The organism is Bacteroides sp. GD17 (assembly GCF_038448625.1).
Classification (GTDB): domain Bacteria; phylum Bacteroidota; class Bacteroidia; order Bacteroidales; family Bacteroidaceae; genus Bacteroides.
Genome location: NZ_JBCEZS010000010.1, coordinates 41,904 through 67,263, shown reverse-complemented (window position 1 = coordinate 67,263; position 25,360 = coordinate 41,904). Strand labels below are relative to the sequence as shown.

Genomic DNA, 25,360 nt, shown 5'->3' with positions numbered 1-25,360 from the left:
TCTATTAACACGGAAAATAACGGTTTTTGGCTGTTTTATCTGCAGAATGAGTAGATAAGTGATAACTAATCGGTGTGATACGCGGATGAGTGGACAGTGCCCTAATGGATGAATTCCGTTTCCATGAGCAGAAACGCTCGTTCCCATAAGAGGAAACTGTCGTTCCCATTAGGAGAAACGAGCGTTCCCATTAGGAGAAACTGTCGTTTCCAGCGTTAAGAAATTGTAGTTCCCATAGCAAGAAACGAGAGTTTCCTACCTATAGGAAACTGTAATCTATTATACAGCAATGATATACATATATATAATGCGAAAGAGGTTGTGCCGAAACTCTGACAGAATGAAAGCTGAATTTAGTTTCGATACAACCTCAATAAGTTATAAGGGCTTCTACCCATAGCTCAAACACCGATGAATAAAAGAATACAGAGCAGTAATGAGAGTATGGTAGTAAAAATGTGCAAAACTTTTTTTGCCAGTTTTTTTCTTTGTGCAACCATGCAACTCAATGCAATCGTTTGCACTGTTGCTATTGCATATTTCTGATACTTCTTGTATTTTAATATTTTAATAAAGCATATTTTTGTTGCGTCATGTTATAGATACCTTAAAAGAAAAAACAAGTATCGAGAGATATTTCGAATATATATAGGTAATTAATATTGTTAACTTTAATTTTTAAATGCATGAAGCAAGTTAATCTTAGAATCTATCAAACGATTCTTACCCTTGTATTAGGGTTATTCTTGTCTGTTGGCGCTTATGCACAGAACATCACCGTGAAAGGGCATGTAAAAGATGCCTTGGGTGAAGTGATAGGTGCAAATGTCATTGAAAAAGGTAATCCATCGAACGGTACCATTACCGATGTGAATGGTAATTTTACCTTGTCTGTTCCACAGGGGGCAATTCTCCAAGTATCATTTATCGGCTATCAGACAACTGAAGTGCCCGCTGCTGCTTCAGTTGTGATTACGCTTAAAGATGATGCCGAATTACTGAGTGAAGTTGTTGTAATCGGTTATGGTCGTGCTAAGAAAAACGACTTGACTGGTTCAGTAACAGCGATTAAACCTGACGAAATGAATAAGGGTTTACAAGTAAGTGCTCAGGATATGATTACTGGTAAAATAGCCGGTGTTAATGTTCAGAACAGCGGTGGTGAACCGGGTGGCGGCGCTTCTATTCGTATTCGTGGCGGTTCATCATTGAACGCCAGCAATGATCCGTTGATTGTAATTGACGGTTTGGCTATGGATAACTACGGTATGCAAGGTATGTCCAATCCTTTAAATCTCGTAAATCCCAACGACATCGAAAGCTTTACTGTACTGAAAGATGCTTCTGCTACGGCTATTTATGGTAGCCGTGCATCCAATGGTGTAATTATTATCACTACTAAAAAAGGCCGTAAAAACATGAAGCCTACCGTTTCTTATAATGGAAGTGTTTCGGTAAGTGTCGTGACCAACAAGCTGGATGTGTTAAGTTCTAATGAATTTATGGATTTCATAAAGAAAAAGAGCGGGTTGGACGGTGCTGAATGGGAAGCCAGTGACTATTATAAGAATATGGGTTATTGGAGTGCATACAACACTGATGGTACACCTGCCGATGGAGCGCAACATCTTTTTGCCAATACAGACTGGCAAGATGAGATTTATCGTACGGCAATCTCTACCGACCACAACATTACATTAGCTGGTGCCTACAAGAATCTGCCTTATCGTGTTTCTTTGGGTTACACCAAGCAACAGGGTATTCTTAAGACTTCGGACTTTGAACGTTATACTGCCAGTGTAAGTTTGAATCCAACTTTCTTAAATGAACACTTGGCTGTAAATTTTAATGCCAAGGGCATGTACTCCAAGACAACATACGCTAATACAGGGGCTATTGGAGCTGCCAGTGAAGCTGATCCAACAAAACCTGTTACTATTGACAGCGAGTTCTTTAATAAGAATTTTGGCGGTTATTTCCAATACAGTTCTCCTGTAGATCGTGGTGATGACGAATGGAAATACTCTATTAACTCTTTGTCTACGCGTAATCCTATGTCTTTGTTGAATACGACTTCGGATAAAGGCAAGGGTAAAGAGTTGACAGGAAATCTGGAATTGGACTATAAAATTCATGGTCTTGAAGACCTCCATCTGCATGTTAATGGTGGTATGGACATAAAAAGTGGTAAGAGTGATAAATATTACAGCCGCTATAATTACGATAACTATTATTATGGCAGCCAGGGATGGAATACTCAGGATACCTACAACCTCTCGTTGAATATGTATGCTCAATACATCAAGGATTTTGGTAAGGATCATCATTTTGACGTAATGGGTGGTTACGAGTGGCAACATTTCCATAAGAAAACTGATTATTACTATTACGGAACCTATCCTGATAGTAACAAGGAGCATCCGGGTGAAATCAAAGATCCTTCGGAAAATACGCTTTATAAGACTGAAAACTATTTGGTTTCTTTCTTCGGTCGCTTGAACTATTCATTAATGGATCGCTATTTGCTGACAGTTACATTGCGTGATGACGGTTCTTCACGTTTCCATAAGGATCAACGTTGGGGTCTGTTCCCTTCTGTTGCAGGTGCATGGAAAATTAAAGAAGAAGCTTTCCTTCGTGACTCTAAAGCAATTTCCGATTTGAAACTTCGTCTTGGTTGGGGTAAAACTGGTCAGCAAGAGGGTATTGGCGACTACACCTATTTCGCTTCTTATACAACTAACGGTTTGGGAGCATACTATCCGGTTGTGGGCAACGGAATGACTTATCGTCCTGATGCTTATAATGCCTCACTGACATGGGAAAAGACTACGACCTATAATGCCGGTATCGATTTGGCCCTCTTCAACGATCGCTTTACTGCCAGCGTAGATTATTACTACCGAAAGACAACCGACCTTATTAATACGGTAGCCGTTGCTGCCGGTTCTAATTTTAAAAACAAGGTTACAAGCAATATTGGTGAACTGCACAATCAAGGTGTTGAATTGTCACTTACTTATCGTCCTATCCAGACCAGAGACTGGCGTTGGGAATTAGGTTACAATATTACCTATAATGATAATAAAATAGATAAGCTGCTGGCGAGCGATGATGCTGATTACAGAATCTTGCATGGCGGTCTTGCTGTAGGTGACTCAGGTTCGGATGGTATTAAAGCTTGGGCTGTAGGCCACTCGGTATCGTCTTTCTATACTTATCAGCAGGTTTATGATAAGAATGGTCAACCTATTGAAGGACAGTTCGTTGATCGTAACGGGGATGGTATTATCAACTCGGCAGACCGTTACTTCTACAAAAAGGCAGATCCTGATGTGATGATGGGTATGACATCCAAACTGATTTATAAGAATTGGGACTTCAGTTTCTCACTTCGTGCAAGCCTTGGTAACTATGCTTATAACGGTGTAGAAGCAGGACGTTCGAATATTTCTGTAGAGCGTTTGTTTAATGGTAATACGTGGCATAATGTAACTAACATGTCCATGGCTAAAGATTGGAACTATATTTCTACTGAAGATGCTTTGTCAGACTACTTCATTCAGAATGCTTCATTCTTGAAGTGCGATAACATCACTTTGGGTTATAGCTTCGATAAGCTGTTTGGAGTGAAAATCAGCGGCCGTGCTTATCTTACAGCTCAAAACGTCTTTACTATCTCTAAATACAAAGGCATTGATCCGGAAATCAATGGTGGTTATGATGGTAACATCTATCCCCGTCCGTTCACTGGCGTATTTGGTCTAAGCCTTAATTTCTAACCCATATATTATAGAAGAATAACATGAAAACAAGAATACTGAAATCAATGATACCTGCTGCAGCACTTGCGCTGACGCTGAACTTCAGCTCTTGCGTGGGCGATTTGGATGTAAATCCGATCAATCCGCAGCAGACGATGGAATTTGATAATGATGCCGTCTTCAATAAGATTTATGCAAGCTTTTGCCTTACAGGACAATCAGGACCTAATGGTAATGGTGATATTGACGACGTTGATGAAGGACGTTCGGGTATGTTCCGTTCTCAATGGTACCTCAACGAGTTTACTGCTGACGAATCACACTGGGTGTGGGCAACCGATGCCGGTGTACCGGAATTGCTTCACAATTCATGGGGCGAAAGTTGCGTATTCTCGGCTGCTCTTTATTACCGTCTCTATTTTACGATTACACTTTGTAACTTCTATTTAAGTCAAGAGGGTAATGCGGCAGACCAAGAAATGCGTGATGCGGAAGTACGTTTTATCCGTGCTTATAACTACGCGCTTGTTATGGACTTGTATGGAAATGCGGCCTTTACCGAAGAGGTATCAGCCGAAATGGCTGTAGGCTATTCAAGAAGCCAGTTCTTTGAATATGTTGAGAAAGAATTGAAAGAATGTGCTGACTTAATGGCAGAACCGGGAAGAAACACTTATGGTCGCGCCGACCGTGTAGCTGCTTGGAATCTTTTGGCACGCATTTATTTGAATGCAGAGGTTTATACGGGTACAGCCCGCTGGGATGATGCCATGACTTATGCAGAGAGGGTTATCAATAACGGTTATTATCACCTTAACACAAAGGGAGCTACCAACCCGGTAACCGGTGAAAAATATACGGGCTATCAGATGTTGTTCTTGGCCGACAATGACCGTAATGGAGCACAGTATGAAAACTTGTTGGTAGGTCTTGCTGATGGTGAAATCACCAAGAGCTATGAGGGAGCCAACTTCCTTATTCAGGCTTCTTACTCAAATAAAGTACCTACAGACAATTACGCTCCTTCTGGTGCGGACAATAACTGGGGTAAATGTATCCGTCTGCGTAAGCAACTTATTGACAAGTTCTTTACCAATACGCCTGCTGAGGCTCCGACATTGCAGGATATGATTACTGCTGCCAATGATGATCGTGCATTGTTCTTCAATAAAGGAATGGATATTTCTGTTACTGATGAAGGTACTGATGAGAATTTGGGATATAGCTGCGTGAAGTTCCGCAACGTTAATTCTGATGGAAGTAATAATGCTGTTATTGAATTTGTTAATACGGATCTTCCTGTTATGCGTATTGCCGAAGCTTATTTGACTTATGCCGAAGCTGCAGTTCGTAAAAATGGTGCCTCCGGCAATAGCGATGCTAAAGCAAAACTTGATGAGTTGCGCTCACGTGCACATGCTCCTGCAAAGAGTACCTATACACTGGATGACATTTGTGATGAGTGGAGCCGTGAGTTTTGGCTCGAAGGACGTCGTCGCGTCGACCTCATTCGTTTTGGCAAGTTTGCCGGCCAGTCCAACTACAAGTGGGAATGGATGGGTGGCGTTTACGAGGGCAATCAGTTCCCCTCTTATATGAGCATTTTCCCCTTGCCGGTGAATGAAATCTCGAACAACAAAAATTTGAAACAGAATACTGGTTATTAATTTCTAAATGAAACAAGGAATATGAAAAAATATATTATTGCATCTTTGTTAGCAGGTGTTGCCCTTATGGGTTTTACATCATGCGAGGACGACAGAGACTCCAATCCTACCTTGACAGTACCCGAGAGTTTTGTGCTGAATGCACCTGCTCTGGGTGGTAATGTGTATGATTTGGGTAATTGCGAGGGCATTGAACTTACTTGTAAACAACCGGATTTCGGCTATACAGCAGCTGTAAGTTATTACCCTCAACTGTCGCTGACCAATGAATGGGAAAATACGGTTGATGAGAATGGCGACGTGGTAGGCAATCCGAAATTTGTACAGTTGGAAAGTTATAGTACAAAAGCTAAATTTAACGTCAACGCCAAAGACTTTAATAAGGGCATTATGAAGATGGGCGGCTATACAAGCGAAGAGCAAATACCCGATAATTTGGATGTATATGTACGCCTTAATGGTGTGTTGAGTTCAGGCCAAAATACCTACTCAAACAATATAACTCTGAAAGTGAAGCCTTTCTTCCAAGCATTGGTTACTGCAGATCCTGAATTGTGGTATCTTATCGGTGCCGGTGTGGGTGATGGTGCATGGGGTTCGGAAATAGGTGTTTCTATTTACCCGATGACTCCGGTTGAAGGCGGTAAGTTTGATGATGCAACAGGTAGAGGACCGCTCACCTATACAGGCTACTTCACTCCCGACCTTGGTTTCAAGATTATTCGTGTTCCCGGTAGCTGGGATGACCAATGGGGAGGCGTTGAAAATGACATTAATCAGCCGAAGAGAAAAGATGACACTGGTGAAGGTGGAGACTTCAAAGTGCCCTCGGCAGGTTATTATAGAATAGACCTCGATACTTATACTAATACCTTGACATTCACAGCCCTTGACAAGGATCCGGCTGAATATCCGCAGATGTTGATTGCAGGTGACTTTACCAATTGGGGAGATGGTGCCGTAAATATGAAGCCGGTAGATACCTTTGAAGGTGCTCGTCCGCACGTATGGATGTACGATATGAGTATCAGTGAAAACACCGGAATGAAGTTCCTCGTTGACGACAGTTGGAATCCTAATTGGGGTGGTGAGAAATTCCCGTTCGGTTGGGGCGTTGGCGGTGGTGCCAATATTCCTGTAGAAGCCGGCGATTACCGAATCATCTTTAACGATATTACCGGTTACTATCATTTCTACAACAAATAATAACGGATAAATAAAAATTGATTGATATGAGAAAATCATTAATATATAGTATGGTTCTTACGGCTGCACTTCTTAGCAGTTGTAAGGGTGACTACGATGACTGGGCAGCTCCTCAAGGTTTTGATGCTGAGGAGGCTAAAGATATTAGCGTGAATATTACTCCTGCTGCAGCCATCGATATGGAAAATGTTACTACAGAAACAATTCAGCTCTTTACCGCTTCGGTAAGTGCTCCCGAAGGTATGGAAGTGACTGCTTATGAAGCTGTTCTGAGTAAATTGGATGAAAGTGGAGCAGCGCAAGGAAAGGCCGTTTTGGCTGTTGATGCGTCAGGAAATGTATCTACTAAAGAAGTGGTTAGTGCAGTAGAAAGCTATTATGGCAAGAATCCGATAGCACGTAAACTGGCTGTAACTGTAATGGCATATATTAAACAAGGAGAACAAGCTTTTTGCGTGAGTTCTAACCAAGCGGAAGTACAAGTGACGCTTGTTAAACCCGATATTTCGGCAGCGTATTATCTCGTAGGCGATATGGTAGGATGGGATGAAGAGACAATGGTGAAGTTCAATCATAGCGATGTAAATGTTTATGATGATCCGGTGTTTACTATTTCTTTCACTACAACTGCAGACGATCAATATTGGAAAATTATTCCGCAAAAGAATATTGATGCAGGAGACTTCTGGGCTAATCCGGGTGTGGTCGGTCTTAAGACAGATGGAGACGATGCTATGAGTGGACAACTTGTAAACGAAGGTGCAGGTGCCGGAAAGATTGCGAAAGCAGGTAAGTATAATATGACCATTAATATGATGGACTATACCTACGAAATCACGAAAGCTCCTACAGAACTTTATATGACAGGTACCGGCTTCAATAATTGGGGTGCATGGCATCAGCTTACTCCTGTAAACAGTCATGAAGGTAACTATTGGACCATTATTTATTGTAATGCCGGTGATGAAATAAAATTCTCTGCAGCAGCAGCTTGGGACGGTTCTGAATTCGGTAGCTCAGCTCCGATGAACGATGTAGCCGGAGCCGGTTTGGTAGATAAAAGTGGTAATGTGCAAGTTACTAATGCTGGATGGTATCTGTTTCATGTGCTGAATGGAGAAAGCAAGGCTATCAATGTTTATACTCCGAATGTTTACCTCATTGGTGATACTGCCGGTGAATGGAATGTGGCAGACAGCCATAAGTTTGAAATTCCTACCACTGCGGATGGTGTATTCGTTTCGCCTGCGTTTGCAGCAGATGCCGAGCTTCGTATGTGCGTCAGCATTGAAGGTTTTGACTGGTGGCAAGCAGAGTTTATCATACTTGATGGAAAGATTGAGTATCGTGGTACCGGCGGCGACCAGACGAGAGTTTCCGTAACGGAGGGCCAGAAAGCTTATTTGAATTTCACTGCAGGTACAGGTGAGATAAAATAATCTGTATTAAATAATAAATTGCGGGTGGTCGTGTAAGTTACGATCACCCGCTTTTGGTATTCAAGCAAATTTCTAAAACTGATATCATGAAAATATTAACTCCTATTTTATTGGCAGTATTTATGTGTTGCACATCAGCCAATGCACAAAAACTTTATTTAGGTGGTGACATATCCTTGCTTCCTTCTTATGAGAAAGCCGGTGTGACGTATTGTGATGCAAAAGGAAACCCGGTGAAGCCGTTAGACTTTTTCAAAGAAGAGGGTTGGAATGCCATTCGTGTTCGTTTGTTTGTAGAACCTGATAAGGCTTCTGCCGAGCATAAGGGCGAGGGCGTTTGCCAAGATTTGAATTATGTGGCTCGTTTAGGGCAAAGAATAAAAGAAGCCGGCTATCACTTTATGCTTGACTTCCATTATTCGGATACATGGGCCGATCCGGGCAAACAATTTATGCCCGACCGTTGGAAAAATGTACCGGTGCAGGCATTGCCTGATAGTGTATACGAATATACTAAGCAAACTCTTCGCTATATGAATGAGATGGGAGCAACTCCGGACCTTATTCAAGTTGGTAATGAAATTACCAATGGTATGATGTGGCCGGTGGCCAAGTTGACTCCGCTTGGGAATGAAAATTGGGATGTGCTGGTACAATTACTGGAATCGGGTGCAAAGGCTTGCAGGGAAGTTTGTCCGATGGCAAAAATCATTATTCACACCGAAAAAGCGGGCGATTGGATTGCTACCAAAGCTTATTATAACCATTTGCAAGGTCTGGATTACGATATCATAGGGTTAAGTTATTACCCAATGTGGCATAGAGCGGTAGGTGTTTTGGCGGCAACACTTGACTCTCTGGCTGTTGATTTTCCGGGAAAGGAGGTTATGATTGTAGAAACAGCTGCTTATTATTCACATGAGAATGACCGTTGGGCAAAAGGAGAAGAGCAATACGGTGAATTCTATCCTATCAGTGTGGAAGGGCAGCGTATCTTTACCCATGAACTGGTAGCTGAGTTACGTCGTCATTCTAATGTTACAGGACTTTTTTGGTGGTTTCCGGAGGAAAATGGAAGTAAAGAGAATAGTGTGACAGATGGGTGGCTGAATCGTGGTTTATTCGACAATCATACTGGTAAAGTTTTGCCTGCAATGCAGGAACTTCGGAAGTTTATTGAACGATGAAGGGGGGATAACGAGGACACTGAAAACGCATGTTTGGACAGCTGAGAAGCTGTCCAAACATGAGAACGAGCAGATGATTCAGATCTTACGAAATAGTTATTGTAACATCGATAAATCCACTTTATAATATATCGGCACATCGTTGTTCTTCTCTAAAAACATGACCATATAAATCGGTGCATAGACAATCTTTCCATCTACTTTCAAATTATCATTGTTAAATACGACTGCTTCGGGCAAATCGTACTCCTCACAATCCATTATATTGGATAAAGCACGGTGCAATTCATAGTCTTTACCCGACTTTACTTCAATGGGGAGCACCTCGCCATTAAGTTCTATGACAAAATCCAACTCGCCACGCTTCTTGTTATTGTAGTAATAAGGTTCTATATTATGTGCAATCAATTCCTGCGCCACAGCATTCTCATATATCGAACCGAAATTTATATTCTTATCACCCTTAATGATTCGTAACTGAATGCCTTCGGCATATTGTGTTGCAAGCAGGCCAATATCGTTTTGGAAGAGTTTAAACATATTCCTTGACCGTGCAAGCAATAATGGCATTTTGGGCTCTTCAACATTGTAGACAGGCAACGCCACACCTGCATTCTTCAGCCAAAGAAAACTATTTTGATAACGTTCAAATTTAGCATTCTCGTTCAATCGTTTCAGTATGAATCGTTTGTTCTTTGCATTGAGTTCGGGTGGAATAAGGCTGAATATTTCTTCTATATATAGTTTATTCTCAGGATCATATTGTGCTATGTCGCGTTTGTAAAGGCGAATTATATCCTGTTGTACAGTTGTTACTTCCTGAAGGTTGTTGCTATCGATATATTTGCTCACAGCAGCCGGCATACCGCCTACAACAAGGTAAAGGCGGAACAATTCCATGATTTTAGTATGAACAAAGTCGTCGACCTTGGTGCGGTTCTTCCATGCTTTGCGTAAGGACTCTATCACTTTGTCGTTGATGCCTATACATGAGATGAACTCTTCGAAATCCAGTGGATACATATCTTTGACACCCATATATCCAACCGGTTCTGAACGCAAATCTTTTAATTCAACGCCCAATAACGAACCGCTCAAAATGTAGCGGTATGACCCTTCGTCCACCAGGAATTTAATTGCGGTAACAATATCGGGACACTTCTGCACTTCGTCGAAAAACACAAGCGTTTCACCTTTGATAAGGGGGACAGTTGTTATGACTGACAAACGGAGCAATATATCAGCACTGTTCTTTGCGTTTTTGAATACTTCCACCGCTTCGGGCATTTCCACAAAGTTTATCTCAATAAAACTTTTGAATGATTTGCCGAATTCCCGTATAGAATAGGTTTTGCCTATTTGTCGGGCACCGGTAATGAGTAGGGCATTACGAGTAGTCTCGTAATAGCGTTTGATGTAATTATCAATCTTTCTTTTTAGCATTGTCTTTCCTTTTTTCCAATACAAAAGTAACTCATTATTGCCGCTTTTCCAAGATAATTTAGTGGCATTTTGCCTTTTTTTCCAAGAATTACTATCTTTCCTTAAGATAAATCTTATGTATTGCACCAAAATTGTGTATATTTGCACGAAACTCGTATCGAAAATGTGGGGATCTCCACGTTTTTGATATCTAACATGTGATTTGTTATGTTTGAAAGAGAAGTTCTCAAGCAATTGTCAGCATGGAAGGCGGATGAAAAAGAGGACGCCGTTGCTGATTCATGGGCCCAGGCAAGTAGGCAAAACATGGGTGTTGAAGTATTTTGGTAAAGAGCATTTTGAAGATGTAGCCTATTTTAGCTTGGATAAAGATGAAAGTGGACTTCGTGATATATTTAGAACGACAAAAGATCCTCAACGGATTATCCAACAACTGTCTTTTTTGCATGGAAAGAAAATAAATCCACAGACAACGTTATTGATATTGGATGAGATACAAGAATGCAACGAGGCGCTGAATACCTTGAAGTATTTCTGCTTCAATATGGTAACCGGATTTGTCCGATAGAAGTGAAGGCTGACCAGAATGTGCAGGGGAAGAGTCTCATTCAGTATGAGAAGCTTTTCCAACCCGCTTGCCGTATTCGTTATTCGATGTTGAACTTGAAACAAGATGGAAACTTGTTGAATATTCCTCTGTTCTTGGCTGATAAAACAAAGAATCTGCTCGATATGCAAACGTTTTCGTAATCATATTATGCTTTTCCATATCGGGCTTTGTATTGTGCTTTTTTTCTTTCTTACCTTTGAATCGAATAATAATTTGAAAATCTAATGGTATGAAGAAGATAAGGTTTATTTCTTTTTTCCTATTCTGTGCTATATCACTTTGCCTGGCGGCTTGTAGTGATGACAATGGTACAACACCGACTCCTGAACCGGAACCGAAGCCTGATCCAACGGAAGAATGGACTAATGTCGTGGCATCTCCCACTGATTGGGATGGTCAGAAACGTGCGGACATATCCTATCAGTTGCTGGTTTATTCTTTTGCAGACAGTGACGGGGATAAATATGGTGACATTAACGGCTTAATATCAAAACTGGATTATATTAATTCTTTGGGAGTGAAGGCCATTTGGCTTTCTCCCATTCATCCTTCTCCCTCGTATCATGGCTATGACGTAACTGATTATGCCAAGGTAAATGAGAAATTCGGTACGGAAAGCGACTTCGATCGACTAATTACTGAAGCACACAACCGGGGAATCAAGATTTATTTGGACTATGTGTTGAATCATACAAGCATCGAACATCCTTGGTTCCAGGCGGCAAAAATCTCTACCGACAATAAATATCGCGATTATTATATCTTTTCGCAAGATCCGGAAGCTGATATCAAAGCCGGGAAGATTGATATGATTGCCAGTGAAGGAGCGACTGGGTATGATTCGGGCGAGTGGTTCTCCACAACAACTTCGTCAGAAGTTGAGGAAGGATGCTACAAATTCACGCTTGATTGGTCGAATGCTTCGAAACCGACGGTAACTGTTACTCAAGCAGAGACAGCCGATGGAGATAATCCTGATCAAAGTACCACAGGAGCTAAATATCTTTATTATGGTGATCCGGCTGTATGCAAGAAGTTCTATGATAGAGGAAATGGTTTATACGAACTGACTGTGAACTTTACATCTCCTTGGGGATTTTTGATTCGTACCAGCAATACGGATTGGGGAGATAAAAAATACGGTGCTGAATCAAAAAGCAGTAAGGTTAAGTTTGGAGAGCCTTTCTCTTTAAAACAGGGTGAAGGCGCAGCCGATATCTTATTTGAATCAATGAACTTGTGGTTTTATCATTCTCATTTCTATACTGCCTCTTTTGCTGATCTTAATTATGGCAAAGTCGCCAATTTAAAGAATTCACCGGTTTTCAAAGAAGTGATTAGCGCTGCCAAAGGTTGGATAGATCGTGGAGTAGATGGTTTTCGTCTGGATGCAGTGAAGCATATTTATCACAATGCCGGAGGTACGGAGAATCCAACTTTCTTGAAAACTTTTTATGATGAGCTGAATACGTACTATAAGCAGAAAGGTAAAACGGATGAGCTTTATATGGTGGGTGAGGTACTTTCCGGCGCCAGTGAAGTGGCTCCTTATTATCAAGGTCTTCCGGCGTTGTTTGAATTCGACTTTTGGTATCGTTTGGAGTGGGCCATCAATAATAATACAGGCTGCTATTTTGCCAAGGACATTATGAGTTATCAACAACTCTATGCGGCCAATCGTCCCAATTATATTGAGGCTACTAAACTTTCGAATCATGATGAGGACCGTACTGGTTCTAAATTGGGTAAATCTGTTGATAAGGAAAGACTGGCGGCAGCTGTTTTGCTGACTGGTCCTGGTGAACCTTACATCTACTATGGTGAAGAACTGGGACTCTATGGAATGAAAGATAATGGTGACGAATATGTACGTGGCCCAATGCTATGGGGAGATAATATGGTGACTGCCTATACGGATAAGATAGACAAAGGTGTAGCTTCCAATATAAAATCTGTAGTGGAACAGCAAAGTGATGAAAATTCTTTGCTTAATGTTTATGTCCGTTTTGCAAAACTGCGTAATACGTATCCGGCTTTGGCGGAAGGCACAATGTCAAAGCATGCTACTTATAATGAAAATAATGCGACTACGGGTAAAGCCATTGCCGCATGGTATATGACAAAAGGTAGTGAGAAGATGCTGGTTGTGCACAACTTCGGAGCTTCTGCTGTGGAGATTACATTAGCAGACAAGATAGAAAAAGCTGTTGGTGTGAATGGTGATATTCAGCAGAAAACGGAGAATGACAAGGCTTTGGTCAAAATGAGTGCTTATAGTTCAGTTGTTTTTAAGATAGCTCAATAAGATATACTATTGTTATTCATAAATCTTTGTCAGCACCCGATTCAGCCAGTCCCAGCGAAAGCGGAACCAGCGTCGGGTGCTGCTTTGTTTTCCTCCGAAGCGAAGGACAAACTCGCGGTAGCCATGTTTGCGGAAGGGCAGGCCCACGTCCATAAATTCCAAATGGCGGTATCCGCGTTGCTTGGCATCGTCCAAAGCTTTCCAAACGGCAAGGATGCCCGGATATTGCAAGGCATAGGTCTTGCGCATGCCGCCCGAGAACCATAGGTAAGCATTGTCATCGGAATAGATGCAGGCACTGCCGCCGATAATTTTCTCTTTATAAGTGACGATGAAGATTTTACTTTGATTTTCTTTCATCAGGTGGGTTTCGAGGTGCTGGAAAAATTTTATACTGGGAAAATGCCGGCGTATTTTGGAAGAATAGACATGGCGCAGCATGTGGGCAAAGTTAAGAGTCTCTTCTACAGTAAGTGCTTCCCGCACTTGGGCTCCATTTTTCAGACCTTTCTTTATCTGCCGGATGCGCGACGGGCTGAAACGGTCTTCTGCCTTCTCTACACTATGCAACGAATTGCGTACACGCAACCAATTAATAGCAATATACCGGTTCTCCCGGAATGATTTGTAACCGAACATCGCATTCTCCAGATTACGAAACTCGATAAGAAAGGAGTTGCGCAATGCCTCGTCGGTAAGCCTTTGCAACATATCGCTGAAGATAGCTTCTCTGTCCGCGGTCTCATCGAAATATTCTCCCGTGCCGTATACCTCGCACCTCTTGATGATGCCTGGCGGAAACGTGCGTACGCTGGTGCGTATCGCTGCAAGCAGTTTTGCAACGGGTTTGTCGTCTTCCGATGCAACGATGAGCACAGGGGTATATCCCGGAGTTGCTTCGTAAATCCGAAATAACTCTGTGGAATGGAACGTATTGGTGCCCGGTAGTTCAGGGACCTTGCTCCCGCGGTAATATGTAGTCAGTTTCAAAGGCATCGTCTGCAAATTTAAAAAATAATCTTGTATCTTTGCGTTCACTAAACACGAATATGTTATGGAAAGTTTCAATGAATTGATAAAGTCGCGCCGCAGCATGCGGAAGTTTACAGAAGAAGAATTGACGCAGGAGCAGGTTGTTACCTTGATGAAAGCAGCCTTGATGGCGCCTACGTCAAAGCGTAGTAACGCGTGGCAGTTCATCGTAGTGGATGACAAGGAGAAATTAAAAGAATTGTCATATTGCAAGGAACAGGCTTCGCAGTTTATTGCAGATGCCGCCTTGGCAGTTGTGGTGACTGCAGACCCGCTGGCGAGTGATGTCTGGATAGAAGATGCCTCCATTGCCTCCATCTATCTGCAACTTCAGGCCGAAGATATGGGCTTGGGTAGCTGCTGGGTGCAGGTGCGTGAGCGTTTCACGGCAGCCGGTGTGCCTTCCAATGAATACGTACACGATGTACTCGACATTCCTTTACAGTTACAGGTGGTCAGTATTATTGCCATCGGTCATAAAGGAATGGAACGCAAACCCTTCAATGAGGACAACTTGCAGTGGGAAAAGATTCATCTCAATAAATATGGAGGAAAGTAACGGTGAGTGCGGCAAAAGCAAATAATAACCGTGATACGTATAAGGCCACTGCCATTACGCTGATTGTATTCGGTATTCTTTACTTGGTGGATAAACTGGTACACTTTTCTGCAATAGGATTGCCGTGGGTGATGAATAAGGATAACTTCCTGCTCTACACGGCAGTTATTTTCTTGCTGTTCAAACATGACAAATCCGTAGGATTAGTGCTGATAGGCTTGTGGCTGGTACTGAACTTTGGCCTGATAACTGCATTGCTCGGCACGATGTCTGCCTACTTGCTGCCGGTGGCGTTACTGGTGATCGGTGCTATTTTGTATTTAGTTTCTACGAGATAAGATGAAAAGAAGCATAGAAGATACGTCCATCGTTTTTATTGGTGCCGGAAATTTGGCAACCAATTTGGCAAAGGCACTTTACCGGAAAGGCTTTCGTATTGAGCAGATTTACAGCCGTACGGAAGAGTCGGCACGAAGTTTGGCGCAGATGGTGGAGGCAGAGTATACGACTGAGTTGTCTGCTGTTGTAGAAGATGCGCAACTCTACATCGTTTCGTTGAAAGATGCAGCCTTTGTACAATTGCTGCCCGAAATTGTTACGGGAAAAAGTAGCGCTCTATGGGTGCATACTGCCGGTAGTATCTCTATGGATATCTGGGAAGGACAGGTGGAACGCTATGGAGTATTCTATCCGATGCAGACATTCAGCAAACAGCGTGAGGTGGATTTCCGCGATATACCGATTTTTGTAGAAAGTCATTCGGAAGCAGATACCCAATTACTGAAAGATATTGCTTCTGCATTGTCCGAGAGGGTTTATGAAGCCACTTCCGAACAACGGAAAAGTTTACATTTGGCAGCTGTATTTACCTGCAATTTTACCAATCACATGTATGCTATGGCTGCCGAATTGTTGAAGAAATACCAACTTCCTTTTGAAGTGATGCTGCCTTTGATAGACGAGACAGCCCGCAAAGTACATGAGTTGGCGCCGCATGATGCCCAAACCGGACCTGCTGTGCGGTATGATGAGAATGTTATCAATGCACATTTGCAGATGCTTGCCGATGAACCGGAAATGCAGAAGTTGTATCGGCTGATAAGCGAGAATATTCATAGACTGGCGTAGGCCGGATATAGTATAGATAAGATCTTAAAAAAAGTGATATGAGTACCATAAACTATGATTTGAAGAAGATAAAAGCCCTCGTTTTTGATGTAGACGGTGTGCTGAGTGCCAATGTGATTCCGATGAGTACGGAGGGTGAACCGCTGCGTACAGTGAACATAAAGGACGGTTATTCATTGCATCTGGCTGCGAAACAGGGAGTGTTGCTGGGTATTATTACCGGTGGACGTACAGAGGCTGTCCGTAAACGTTTCATGGCTTTGGGGCTGGCGGAAGAGAATATCTATATGGGTTCTTCCGTTAAAATTCACGACTATAGAGATTTCCGCGATCGTCATGACTTGAAGGATGAAGAAATATTGTATGTAGGCGATGATATCCCCGATTTGGAAGTGATGCATGCATGTGGTCTGCCATGTTGTCCGAAGGATGCGGTGCCGGAGGTGAAAGCTGTAGCCCGTTACGTCTCGTATGCGGATGGCGGTTATGGATGCGGTCGTGACATCGTAGAGCAGGTATTGAAACTAAAAGGACTTTGGATGGCTGACGAACAGGCATTTGGCTGGTAAACTAATGGCAATTATTAATCATTATAATTATGCTGGATAATCTGAAAAAATATAGAGTAATCCTTGCTTCCAACTCTCCGCGTCGGAAAGAGTTACTGGCAGGTTTGGGAGTGGAGTATGAGGTAAGAACTTTGCCTGATGTGGATGAATCTTATCCCGGTACATTGAAAGGGGCGGATATTCCTCTTTATATTGCAAAGGAGAAAGCAGATGCTTATCATTCCATGATTCAACCGGATGAGTTGATGATTACCGCTGATACAATCGTTTGGCTGGATGGACGGGTATTGGGCAAACCCAAGGATAGGGAAGACGCTATGCAAATGTTGCGGGATATGTCCGGCCGTACTCACGAAGTATTTACAGGCGTTTGCATCACTACTACGGAGTGGCAGCGCTGTTTCTCAGCTCAGACCGAAGTTCGTTTCTCTGAATTGAGCGAAGAAGAAATCGTTTACTATGTAGATAAATACCAGCCGATGGATAAGGCCGGAGCGTATGGTGTACAAGAATGGATTGGCTTTATCGGGGTAGAGAATATATCCGGAAGTTATTACAACATAATGGGACTCCCCGTACAGAAACTGTACAGGGAGTTACAAAAGGTTTAAACCAAATCCATCATCAACGGAATGTCTTTTTCGTCAATGCCTTGCTTGACAAGTGTATCCTTGTCTTTGCTGAACATCTCCCAAAAGACTTCCCGGCTACCACTTTCCAAGGCTGCTTTACCATAATATTCAGCAGCCTTTTCTATATTCCCTAGTCTCCAAGCAACATGTCCGGCATTGAGATAATCTGTGGCAAGGGGCTTGGAGGCAAGTATCTTTTCATAATACTTCATGGCCTGCTCGTATTTACCGCTGACGAAGGAGCACCAGCCTATGGCTCGCCACGCCTTTATGCAGTTGCCTTCTATGAAGTCCAGCTTAAAGAAATATTGCAGGGCCTCTTCATATTTCTCCTGCTCGGCAAGACAGCTTCCGGCGTAAAACAGAATACTATGATTTTCCGGCTGGATAGCTTCTGCTTTCTTATAATACTCCAATGCAGAACCGAAATCTTTCATTTGGCGATAACAAGTGGCAAGATGGCGGATGGTCCACACATGGTCGGGTTTCAGAACATCGGCCTTTAGGTAGGCACTCACCGCTTCTTTGTAGCGTTTCTCCTTTTGCAGACAATAACCTGCTTTTTGGAAAGTATCTGCATCTGCATAGTTCAGCGCTATTAATTCTTGATAAAGTTCCAAAGCTTCTGCCGGATGCTCTTTGCGGAAATGGTAGTCGGCTACGACAATCAGCAGTTCGGGCTTGCACAGAATCTCCTTTAATGCAGGAATACGGTGCAAAGCAATCTCATCCTTAAAAATGTCGTGAAACTCATACCTGCGTTGGCTTAGCTTGTAGAACCGGTATAGATCGTGGATATACTGATTGCTGATAACGTCTGGTCGTTGGGCATATTGCCGGAGGGTGGAAGATTTACTTTCATCCATCAACTCATTCAAATCCTGCGACGTCATCTGGCTGAGCATCATGTTGCGCTGCGCCTGCGGGATATGTGCCATCGTGAAGCAAAGCGAATACTTGTCGCTGTTACAGAAGAATCCTGATTGCAGGAGAAGTGCAAGAACGGCATTGTCTCCCGTCGGGTTAAGACCGAACTCCTTGATAATGCTGGAATGATGCATGTCGAACGGATAGAACCAATTGTGCGGCTCCCGGAAGAACGGGTAACTTTTGAGTTGGGCAAATGTACTCATATAAACGTCAGCACCTTCTAATTGCAATTCGTTCATTTCACGTATCTTATCGCCTAAACCGGAGCTTTCGAATGCTTTCTCCCAGTCCGGGTTACGGTCGTTTTCTTCGGCATTGTCTTCGAAGCCGTATTTCATGTTGCGCATGATGTTTACGTTCTTCATCATTTCCGGGATGATTTCTTCGCGCATCTTCTTGTCAATTTTCTCCGTTTCCTGGCTGCGGAGCATTTCGATATATACGCGGTTCATTTGTTTGCCGAAACTACCGTCTTCGTCGAGCAGGGAAAGCCGGGCTGTCAGTTCCGGATAGAGCGACAAGCGGGTGGGGTGGAAATGAAGTACGAACGCAATCCCTATCAGAGCACGCTGGTTTACCCGGGTGTCCGGGTGAGTTGTTGCATCCAGTAACCAGGAGAACTTACGCGCGTCGAAACATTCTATCAGGCTCAACATGACAGCACTGGTAAACAGGCATAAATCATTGACAGGGAGTAATTCTGATTCCAATGCCCCTTTGGCTTGTTGCTCGTCTTCTGCTGTCCAGTCGCTGTTGCACCATGTGGAAAGGAAAAGAACCTGGATGGTTTCCTCATGGCGTTTCAGTACAGCATCCAGCCCTTGTGCATTCGGCATCAGTTGGCAAACGGCCATATCATCTGGAAAAGATTCCAATACTTTCTGCATGCTGGCAATATTGTACTCCTTTGGAAGATGTTCCCGATTGTTACGCAGGGCATGGTAATAGTGGTTGGAAGTACCGTCGAGCAAGCTGAGGCGTGTCTGGTCGGCAATCTCCCAAGTATCGGTCAACAGTTGGCGGTACAGTTTCTGCCGTTCGGGGTCGTTTACTCCTTGCCGCATGTACTGCAACATGTATTGATAGGACGTCTGTACTTGTTCCAAACGGTTACGGAGTGTCCAATCACTGCTGTTCCACAGAAATGCTTCCAGTTGGGATTGTGCTTCTTTCAATCGTTGCTGTTCCAGCAGGACGATGATATGTTGATATTGATCTTGTATGGCTTGTTCATTCATAAGTCTGTATCTTTAAGAGATGTACTTTACAAAACTACAAAAAGAATGCCAAAAAGTTCGGTCATTTTGGAAAATACTGATAGACTTCTTTTAGAAACGAACTTGCAACTGTGCTTGCAGCAGGTTGGAATTCTCGCCTTTATGGCGGTTGCAGTAAGTGTATTGAGCCTGCAAACGGCATTTGGGATAGAACCAATATTGTACACCGGCTACGTAGTTGGTCTGTTTGTCGGACATGGCCTTATCTTTGTTCAGGTAATCGTATGAAGCAATAACATCAAACTTGGGCAATACGTGGGCGGATACGGTTGCATAGTAACCGTTGCTTTTCACATGTCCGTCCTTACCTTCCAGATACTCCGTACGCACATCGATAGGTTTTGTTTTGATGGTAGCACCTGCCGACCAGCGATTGCGGGTATAATTCTCGCCTACGGCAATATCCGGATTGATGGAAGAAGCCGCCATGGCACATCCTTTGCCTTTAATGAATGAACCTCCTACCGATAGCCATTCCAATGGATGTACCATCAGGCTGCCTACAATATCTTTCTGGTTGTTTTTGTCTTTCAGATTAATGCCTTGTCCGTTCATTACAGCAAGGTTATAGCTTACAAGCTTTTTGAAGAGGTCACCATAAATAAGCAGTCCCATATCGCGGCCACTGCTGGAACCGTACAAAGGATCGCTTCCATTGATACCTGCCAGATAGTTGACGGCTTGCGAATAGCAGTTTATCAACTCTACGAAGCAAGGGGACATCGGGTTCTCAATGGTGTACATGGTCTTGAACTGACCGATTCGGGCTGTGAGTTGAGGCAAGAAGTGGTATTCGGTATATGCTTCCAGTATCTTTCCGGTATTGGCAAAGCTGTACATGAAATAGCATGTCCACTGGTCGGTAATCTTACCGCTTGCCATAAAGATAACTCTTTTTATATCAAAAGTATTGGTAGTTCCTTCGCCTTCGTCATCGTAAGTATATCCCACTTGGGCATAGCCGGAAAGGGAAATGCGGTCTTTCAGAGTATTAACAATGTCGGTCAGGCAAGCGTCTTGCGCTCTTAAAATGCAGGCTGCTGCCAAGAAGAGGCAGGATAGCAGTATTCGTCTCATGTGTAAGGATAAAGATAGTAGTAAAAAAGGCAACCCTTTTTTCAAAGAGCTGCCTTTTTGTATAAATGTGATTTGATTATTCGTTGATAGCAGCGATACCCGGAAGAACTTTTCCTTCGATTGCTTCGAGCAATGCACCACCACCGGTAGATACGTAAGAAACGCCGCTTGCCAAGCCGAACTTGTTGACACAAGCTACAGAGTCACCACCACCTACAAGTGAGAAAGCACCGTTCTTGGTAGCTTCTACGATGGCTTCGCCTACTGCACGTGAACCGTGAGTGAAGTTCTCGAATTCGAATACACCTGTCGGACCGTTCCAAAGAATAGTTTTGGAGTTCTTGATAACCTCTGCGAAGATTTCTTCAGTCTTGGGACCGATGTCAAGACCTTCCCAACCATCAGGAATTTCGTCAACCGGACAGAACTTGGTATTAGCGTCGTTGGAGAAAGCGTCAGCAATCTTAGCGTCAACAGCCAGTACAAGGTTTACACCTTTTTCTTTTGCTTTCTTCATCAGGTCGAGAGCCAGATCCAGTTTGTCATCTTCACAGATAGAGATACCGATCTTGCCACCCATAGCCTTGGTGAAAGTATAAGTCATACCACCGGCAATGATCAGGTTATCTACCTTGCTCAGCAGGTTTTCGATGATTTCAATCTTGGAGGAAACTTTAGAACCACCCATGATGGCAGTGAACGGACGTTGGATGTCATTCAACACTTTATCAACAGCCTTCACTTCTTTTTCCATCAGATAGCCGAACATCTTGTTGTCTTTGTCGAAATATTTAGCAATCAATGCCGTGGAAGCGTGTGCACGGTGAGCTGTTCCGAAAGCGTCGTTTACGTAGCAGTCAGCATAAGAAGCCAATTTCTTGGTGAACTCTTTCTGGCTTTCCTTAACGGCTGCTTTGGCAGCTTTCTTTTCCTCGTCTGTAGCATCATCAGCCAAACCACGGGGTTTGCCTTCTTCTTCTGCATAGAAGCGGAGGTTTTCGAGCAGCAATGCTTCGCCCGGTTGCAGAGCAGCAGCTTTCACAGCAGCTTCTTCGCCCATGCAGTCATTAGCAAACTGTACATCAATACCCAGCAGGTCAGACAGATGCTTCAGGATGTGCTTCAAAGAGAACTTGTCAGCCGGACCTTTCGGACGACCGAGGTGAGAACCGATAATTACACTACCGCCGTCAGCCAAAATCTTCTTCAGTGTGGGAAGAGCGGCACGCATACGGGTATCATCTGTAATGTTGAAGTTTTCGTCCAAGGGCACATTGAAGTCCACGCGAACGAATGCCTTTTTTCCGGCAAAGTTAAATTGATCAATTGTCATAATATTCTATATTATTTAAAAGTGTTACTAAATCCTTTTTAGTGAGCGCAAAGTTAGCATTAATTTCTTTTTTTTGCTATGAAATAGTTATTTATTCTTCGTCTTTGCTGCTCTCTTCGCTAACTTTATATTTCTGGCAGTAATATTTGCACATCAATTGTAAACCGCAGTTATCACATTGGGGTGTGCGTGCCTGGCATACATAACGTCCGTGCAAGATAAGCCAGTGATGGGCTATCGGAATGTCGGCTTCGGGGATATGCTTTACTAACTCTTTTTCTACACTAAAGGGGGTTGTACATTTATCTGACACCAGTCCCAGGCGATGACTGACGCGGAATACATGTGTATCTACCGCCATTGCGGCTTTGTTGAAAACGACGGATTGAATGACGTTGGCAGTCTTGCGTCCCACGCCGGGAAGCTTGACAAGTTCTTCCAATGTGCCGGGTACCTCGCTGTTAAAGTCTTTCACCAGCATTCGGGCCATGCCTACGAGGTGCTTGGCTTTGTTGTTGGGGTAGGATACGCTACGGATATATTCGTATACCACTTCGGGGGTGGTAGCGGCGAGTGCTTCGGGGGTAGGGAAATCCCGGTAAAGGGCCGGGGTAATCATGTTCACCCGTTTGTCCGTGCACTGTGCGGAGAGAATAACCGCTATCAGCAGTTCGAACGGATTTTCATAATGCAGTTCGGTTTCGGCTACGGGGCGATTTTCCCTGAACCAGGCAATTATTTTCTCATAACGTTCTTTCTTTCTCATCTTAATTTGTTTTTATGGTAATGGGGAGATACTCTCAAGTTGAAATAGAATATGGAAACCACTGTGAGACATGCGCCGACAAAGTATGCCATGTCGAAAGAGGTGATCTGGGCGATATATCCTCCGGCTGTCAGTCCGATGCCGATACCTACATCCCATGAGGTCAGGTAGGTGGAGGTGGCCGTTCCGCGCTGACTGTTAGGAGCCAGGTTCACAAACATGGTGTTGAAAGCGGGGAACATGGTGCCGAAACCTACTCCTAACAGGAGGGCTACCATAAAGAATAATATATTAGTCAGCTCCGGAGTCGACTTCATTAAAAGGCCACATGCGGACAGAATGAAGAAGCAGGCACAGACCAGATACAGTCCCAGTGTGATGACTTGGGTGATACGTCCTTTGTCTACTTGTCTCCCGGAGAACATACGCGATACAGCCATGCCGACGGCCATGAAGGTAAAGAACAGCCCCGAATTCAAAGTGATTCCTATCTCCTTGGCGTACATGGCCACGTAGGTACTTGTCATTCCGTAAGGAATCGAAAGCAGAAGCAAGGCGATTCCGGCAGGAATACCTTTTAATAGAACGAAGCGGTCGAGTGAAATAGGTTCCCGCTTTACCGGTTGTTTGGGAGGTGTTTTCACAAAGCAGGCGGCAATGAAGCCGATGATACCCGATATGAGCGAGCAGGTAAAAATCGTTTCAAAGGAGTAGATATCGTGCATGAAAAGACCGATCATCGGCCCGAAGCTCATGGCAGTGTTGTTCATCAGGCCGTAATATCCAACTGCTTCACCGCGCCGGGAAGAGGGGGTGATATCGATAACGATCGTGTTTCCGGCAACTGTCACCATTCCGAATGCCAGTCCGTGAACCACCCTCAGCATGATGAAGATGGACAGAATACCTGCCCATATATATCCTGCAAAGATGGTGATGAAGATAAAATAAGCTACGAGATAGAGTGGCTTGCGTGCCAGTGTGTCGAGTAAATAGCCCGAGAAAGGACGTATACAAAGAGAGGCGATGGTATAGCATGACAAAATAATGCCTACTGCTGCATTGCCGGTATGAAATACCTCGGTCAGATAAAAAGGCAGGACCGGAAGTATCAGATAGAAGGCAAAGTACAAGAGGAAGTTGGCTGCCAAGATGAGGCAATAACCGGGAGTTACGAGTTTGTCTTTTGCCATAGCGTAAATAAATGTATCTGTCATTCGGAACTATGCTCCGAATGACAGATCGTTTTGTGTTTCAATAAAAGCTCTGTGCTCTCTATACAGAAATTAATAAGCTGCTTCGAATTCTTTCAGGAAGCGCGTATCGTTTTCAGAGAACATACGGAGGTCTTTCACCTGATATTTCAGGTTGGTGATGCGTTCAATACCCATACCCAGAGCATAGCCGCTATACACTTTACTGTCGATGCCGCTGGCTTCCAGTACATTCGGGTCTACCATACCGCAGCCCAGAATTTCCACCCAGCCTGTGTGCTTGCAGAAGGGGCATCCCTTGCCGCCGCAGATGTTACAGCTGATATCCATTTCGGCGCTTGGCTCCGTGAACGGGAAGTACGAAGGACGCAGACGGATCTTGGTGTCATTGCCGAACATCTCTTTGGCGAAGAGCAGCAAAACCTGTTTCAAATCAGTGAAGGATACATTCTTGTCCACATACAAAGCTTCCAGCTGGTGGAAGAAACAGTGTGCGCGGTAGCTGATGGCTTCGTTACGATATACACGTCCCGGGCAGATGATGCGGATGGGCGGTTGGGCGTTCTCCATGGCGCGAACCTGCACACTGCTGGTATGTGTGCGCAGAACGATGTTTTTGGCAACATCTTTTTCGTTGGCTTCGATAAAGAAAGTATCTTGCATGTCGCGTGCCGGATGGTCTTCTGCAAAGTTCAGCGCAGAGAATACATGCCAGTCGTCCTCTATTTCGGGACCTTCGGCAATGCTGAAACCGAGGCGGGCAAATATATCGATGATTTCATTCTTGACAATCGTAAGCGGGTGGCGTGTACCCAGTTCTACAGGATAGGCGGAACGTGTCAGGTCAAGGTCGTCGCAACCGGTATCCTGACTTTCGAACTGTTCTTTTAAAGCGGTAATCTTTTCTTGCGCTTTGTTTTTGAGTTCGTTCAGTCTCATACCTACTTCTTTCTTCAGGTCGGCAGGTACGTTACGGAAATCCGCCATCAGTTCGTTGATGGCTCCTTTCTTGCTGAGGTATTTGATGCGAAGTGTTTCCAATTCCTCGGCGTTAGCGGCTTTCAGCGCTTCCACTTCTTGCAGAAGCTGATTGATTTTAGCTATCATATCGTTGTTGTCTTATTTATTTTCGAGTTAAAACGGTGCAAAGATACAATTTTATCGTTGTTTTGTCGCCAATTGAACAAGATTATTCCAAGAATCGCTGATTTTGTTGCTTCAG

At 43.6% G+C, this 25,360-nt stretch carries 22 protein-coding genes; 14 read left to right on the top strand and 8 right to left on the bottom strand.

Annotation, left to right across the window (positions count from 1 at the left end; translation table 11 throughout):
- Positions 1-686 precede the first annotated feature (686 nt).
- The 5 genes from AAE250_RS15630 to AAE250_RS15610 all read left to right on the top strand — a co-directional run bounded on the left by AAE250_RS15630 (position 687) and on the right by AAE250_RS15610 (position 9,263).
- Positions 687-3,782 carry a SusC/RagA family TonB-linked outer membrane protein gene (locus AAE250_RS15630; RefSeq protein ID WP_294599813.1) on the top strand — a complete coding sequence of 1,032 codons (3,096 nt, stop codon included), beginning with the start codon at positions 687-689 and terminating at the stop codon, positions 3,780-3,782.
- A 23-nt stretch (positions 3,783-3,805) separates the two neighbouring features.
- On the top strand, positions 3,806-5,431 hold the full coding sequence (locus AAE250_RS15625) for a RagB/SusD family nutrient uptake outer membrane protein (RefSeq protein WP_294599810.1): 1,626 nt from the start codon (positions 3,806-3,808) through the stop codon (positions 5,429-5,431).
- Positions 5,432-5,452: 21 nt separating this feature from the next.
- Positions 5,453-6,637 (top strand): SusE domain-containing protein, encoded by a 1,185-nt coding sequence (locus AAE250_RS15620; RefSeq protein ID WP_294599807.1) that lies wholly within the window; start codon positions 5,453-5,455, stop codon positions 6,635-6,637.
- Positions 6,638-6,663: 26 nt separating this feature from the next.
- Positions 6,664-8,076, top strand: a complete 1,413-nt coding sequence (locus tag AAE250_RS15615; protein WP_294599804.1) for an Outer membrane protein SusF domain-containing protein — start codon at positions 6,664-6,666, stop codon at positions 8,074-8,076.
- Positions 8,077-8,162: 86 nt separating this feature from the next.
- Entirely contained in the window at positions 8,163-9,263 is a 1,101-nt protein-coding gene (locus tag AAE250_RS15610; RefSeq protein ID WP_294599801.1) for a glycoside hydrolase family 53 protein, read from the top strand.
- A 96-nt stretch (positions 9,264-9,359) separates the two neighbouring features.
- On the opposite strand, the gene AAE250_RS15605 is transcribed toward AAE250_RS15610, so the two are convergent.
- The gene (locus tag AAE250_RS15605) at positions 9,360-10,706 is read right to left on the bottom strand and encodes an ATP-binding protein (RefSeq protein WP_294599798.1); all 1,347 of its coding nucleotides are present in this window, start codon (positions 10,704-10,706) and stop codon (positions 9,360-9,362) included.
- Between the two features lie 207 nt (positions 10,707-10,913).
- Between AAE250_RS15605 and AAE250_RS15600 the strand changes: the two genes are divergently transcribed.
- From AAE250_RS15600 to AAE250_RS15585, 4 genes are all read left to right on the top strand, one after another.
- Entirely contained in the window at positions 10,914-11,036 is a 123-nt protein-coding gene (locus AAE250_RS15600; protein ID WP_342289163.1) for a hypothetical protein, read from the top strand.
- On the top strand, positions 11,017-11,274 hold the full coding sequence (locus AAE250_RS15595; RefSeq protein WP_342289161.1) for an AAA family ATPase: 258 nt from the start codon (positions 11,017-11,019) through the stop codon (positions 11,272-11,274). Before AAE250_RS15600 ends, AAE250_RS15595 begins: the two co-directional genes overlap by 20 nt.
- On the top strand, positions 11,208-11,456 hold the full coding sequence (locus tag AAE250_RS15590; protein WP_342289157.1) for a hypothetical protein: 249 nt from the start codon (positions 11,208-11,210) through the stop codon (positions 11,454-11,456). Before AAE250_RS15595 ends, AAE250_RS15590 begins: the two co-directional genes overlap by 67 nt.
- An 89-nt stretch (positions 11,457-11,545) precedes the next feature.
- Entirely contained in the window at positions 11,546-13,621 is a 2,076-nt protein-coding gene (locus AAE250_RS15585; RefSeq protein WP_342289155.1) for an alpha-amylase family glycosyl hydrolase, read from the top strand.
- A gap of 12 nt (positions 13,622-13,633) precedes the next feature.
- Here AAE250_RS15585 and AAE250_RS15580 read toward each other — a convergent pair whose 3' ends face one another.
- Positions 13,634-14,617: a GNAT family N-acetyltransferase gene (locus AAE250_RS15580; protein ID WP_294599789.1), complete on the bottom strand. Its 984-nt coding sequence runs from the start codon at positions 14,615-14,617 to the stop codon at positions 13,634-13,636.
- Between the two features lie 58 nt (positions 14,618-14,675).
- On the opposite strand from AAE250_RS15580, the gene AAE250_RS15575 reads away from it, so the two are divergent.
- The 5 genes from AAE250_RS15575 to AAE250_RS15555 are packed head-to-tail and all read left to right on the top strand — an operon-like array spanning position 14,676 to position 17,520.
- Positions 14,676-15,212 (top strand): nitroreductase family protein, encoded by a 537-nt coding sequence (locus AAE250_RS15575; RefSeq protein WP_294599786.1) that lies wholly within the window; start codon positions 14,676-14,678, stop codon positions 15,210-15,212.
- Between the two features lie 2 nt (positions 15,213-15,214).
- Positions 15,215-15,550 (top strand): hypothetical protein, encoded by a 336-nt coding sequence (locus tag AAE250_RS15570; RefSeq protein ID WP_294599783.1) that lies wholly within the window; start codon positions 15,215-15,217, stop codon positions 15,548-15,550.
- A gap of 1 nt (position 15,551) precedes the next feature.
- A complete protein-coding gene (locus AAE250_RS15565) occupies positions 15,552-16,340 on the top strand; it encodes a Rossmann-like and DUF2520 domain-containing protein (RefSeq protein ID WP_294599780.1) in 789 nt (262 codons plus the stop codon).
- A gap of 38 nt (positions 16,341-16,378) precedes the next feature.
- A complete protein-coding gene (locus AAE250_RS15560) occupies positions 16,379-16,909 on the top strand; it encodes a KdsC family phosphatase (RefSeq protein WP_294599777.1) in 531 nt (176 codons plus the stop codon).
- Positions 16,910-16,938: 29 nt separating this feature from the next.
- A complete protein-coding gene (locus AAE250_RS15555) occupies positions 16,939-17,520 on the top strand; it encodes a Maf-like protein (protein ID WP_294599774.1) in 582 nt (193 codons plus the stop codon).
- Here AAE250_RS15555 and AAE250_RS15550 read toward each other — a convergent pair.
- From AAE250_RS15550 to pheS, 6 genes are all read right to left on the bottom strand, one after another.
- Complete coding sequence (locus AAE250_RS15550) at positions 17,517-19,709, bottom strand: tetratricopeptide repeat protein (RefSeq protein ID WP_294599771.1); 2,193 nt, start codon at positions 19,707-19,709, stop codon at positions 17,517-17,519. The genes AAE250_RS15555 and AAE250_RS15550 overlap by 4 nt on opposite strands.
- Positions 19,710-19,799: 90 nt before the next feature.
- Entirely contained in the window at positions 19,800-20,825 is a 1,026-nt protein-coding gene (locus AAE250_RS15545; protein WP_294599769.1) for a porin, read from the bottom strand.
- A 76-nt stretch (positions 20,826-20,901) separates the two neighbouring features.
- Positions 20,902-22,161, bottom strand: a complete 1,260-nt coding sequence (locus tag AAE250_RS15540; protein ID WP_294599882.1) for a phosphoglycerate kinase — start codon at positions 22,159-22,161, stop codon at positions 20,902-20,904.
- 88 nt (positions 22,162-22,249) lie between these two features.
- Positions 22,250-22,924: an endonuclease III gene (nth, locus tag AAE250_RS15535; RefSeq protein WP_294599767.1), complete on the bottom strand. Its 675-nt coding sequence runs from the start codon at positions 22,922-22,924 to the stop codon at positions 22,250-22,252.
- Positions 22,921-24,117 carry an MFS transporter gene (locus AAE250_RS15530; RefSeq protein ID WP_294599764.1) on the bottom strand — a complete coding sequence of 399 codons (1,197 nt, stop codon included), beginning with the start codon at positions 24,115-24,117 and terminating at the stop codon, positions 22,921-22,923. The genes nth and AAE250_RS15530 overlap by 4 nt, the downstream gene beginning before the upstream one ends.
- A gap of 93 nt (positions 24,118-24,210) precedes the next feature.
- Positions 24,211-25,245 (bottom strand): phenylalanine--tRNA ligase subunit alpha, encoded by a 1,035-nt coding sequence (gene pheS, locus AAE250_RS15525; protein WP_294599761.1) that lies wholly within the window; start codon positions 25,243-25,245, stop codon positions 24,211-24,213.
- Positions 25,246-25,360: the final 115 nt, after the last annotated feature.

Excerpts from the sequence above, each read along its gene's own strand:
- AAE250_RS15630 (WP_294599813.1), top strand. The coding sequence starts at position 687 with ATGAAGCAAGTTAATCTTAGAATCTATCAAACGATTCTTACCCTTGTA.
- AAE250_RS15625 (WP_294599810.1), top strand. The coding sequence starts at position 3,806 with ATGAAAACAAGAATACTGAAATCAATGATACCTGCTGCAGCACTTGCG.
- AAE250_RS15620 (WP_294599807.1), top strand. The coding sequence starts at position 5,453 with ATGAAAAAATATATTATTGCATCTTTGTTAGCAGGTGTTGCCCTTATG.
- AAE250_RS15615 (WP_294599804.1), top strand. The coding sequence starts at position 6,664 with ATGAGAAAATCATTAATATATAGTATGGTTCTTACGGCTGCACTTCTT.
- AAE250_RS15610 (WP_294599801.1), top strand. The coding sequence starts at position 8,163 with ATGAAAATATTAACTCCTATTTTATTGGCAGTATTTATGTGTTGCACA.
- AAE250_RS15605 (WP_294599798.1), bottom strand. The coding sequence starts at position 10,706 with ATGCTAAAAAGAAAGATTGATAATTACATCAAACGCTATTACGAGACT.
- AAE250_RS15600 (WP_342289163.1), top strand. The coding sequence starts at position 10,914 with ATGTTTGAAAGAGAAGTTCTCAAGCAATTGTCAGCATGGAAGGCGGAT.
- AAE250_RS15590 (WP_342289157.1), top strand. The coding sequence starts at position 11,208 with ATGCAACGAGGCGCTGAATACCTTGAAGTATTTCTGCTTCAATATGGT.
- AAE250_RS15585 (WP_342289155.1), top strand. The coding sequence starts at position 11,546 with ATGAAGAAGATAAGGTTTATTTCTTTTTTCCTATTCTGTGCTATATCA.
- AAE250_RS15580 (WP_294599789.1), bottom strand. The coding sequence starts at position 14,617 with ATGCCTTTGAAACTGACTACATATTACCGCGGGAGCAAGGTCCCTGAA.
- AAE250_RS15575 (WP_294599786.1), top strand. The coding sequence starts at position 14,676 with ATGGAAAGTTTCAATGAATTGATAAAGTCGCGCCGCAGCATGCGGAAG.
- AAE250_RS15565 (WP_294599780.1), top strand. The coding sequence starts at position 15,552 with ATGAAAAGAAGCATAGAAGATACGTCCATCGTTTTTATTGGTGCCGGA.
- AAE250_RS15560 (WP_294599777.1), top strand. The coding sequence starts at position 16,379 with ATGAGTACCATAAACTATGATTTGAAGAAGATAAAAGCCCTCGTTTTT.
- AAE250_RS15555 (WP_294599774.1), top strand. The coding sequence starts at position 16,939 with ATGCTGGATAATCTGAAAAAATATAGAGTAATCCTTGCTTCCAACTCT.
- AAE250_RS15550 (WP_294599771.1), bottom strand. The coding sequence starts at position 19,709 with ATGAATGAACAAGCCATACAAGATCAATATCAACATATCATCGTCCTG.
- AAE250_RS15545 (WP_294599769.1), bottom strand. The coding sequence starts at position 20,825 with ATGAGACGAATACTGCTATCCTGCCTCTTCTTGGCAGCAGCCTGCATT.
- nth (WP_294599767.1), bottom strand. The coding sequence starts at position 22,924 with ATGAGAAAGAAAGAACGTTATGAGAAAATAATTGCCTGGTTCAGGGAA.
- AAE250_RS15530 (WP_294599764.1), bottom strand. The coding sequence starts at position 24,117 with ATGGCAAAAGACAAACTCGTAACTCCCGGTTATTGCCTCATCTTGGCA.
- pheS (WP_294599761.1), bottom strand. The coding sequence starts at position 25,245 with ATGATAGCTAAAATCAATCAGCTTCTGCAAGAAGTGGAAGCGCTGAAA.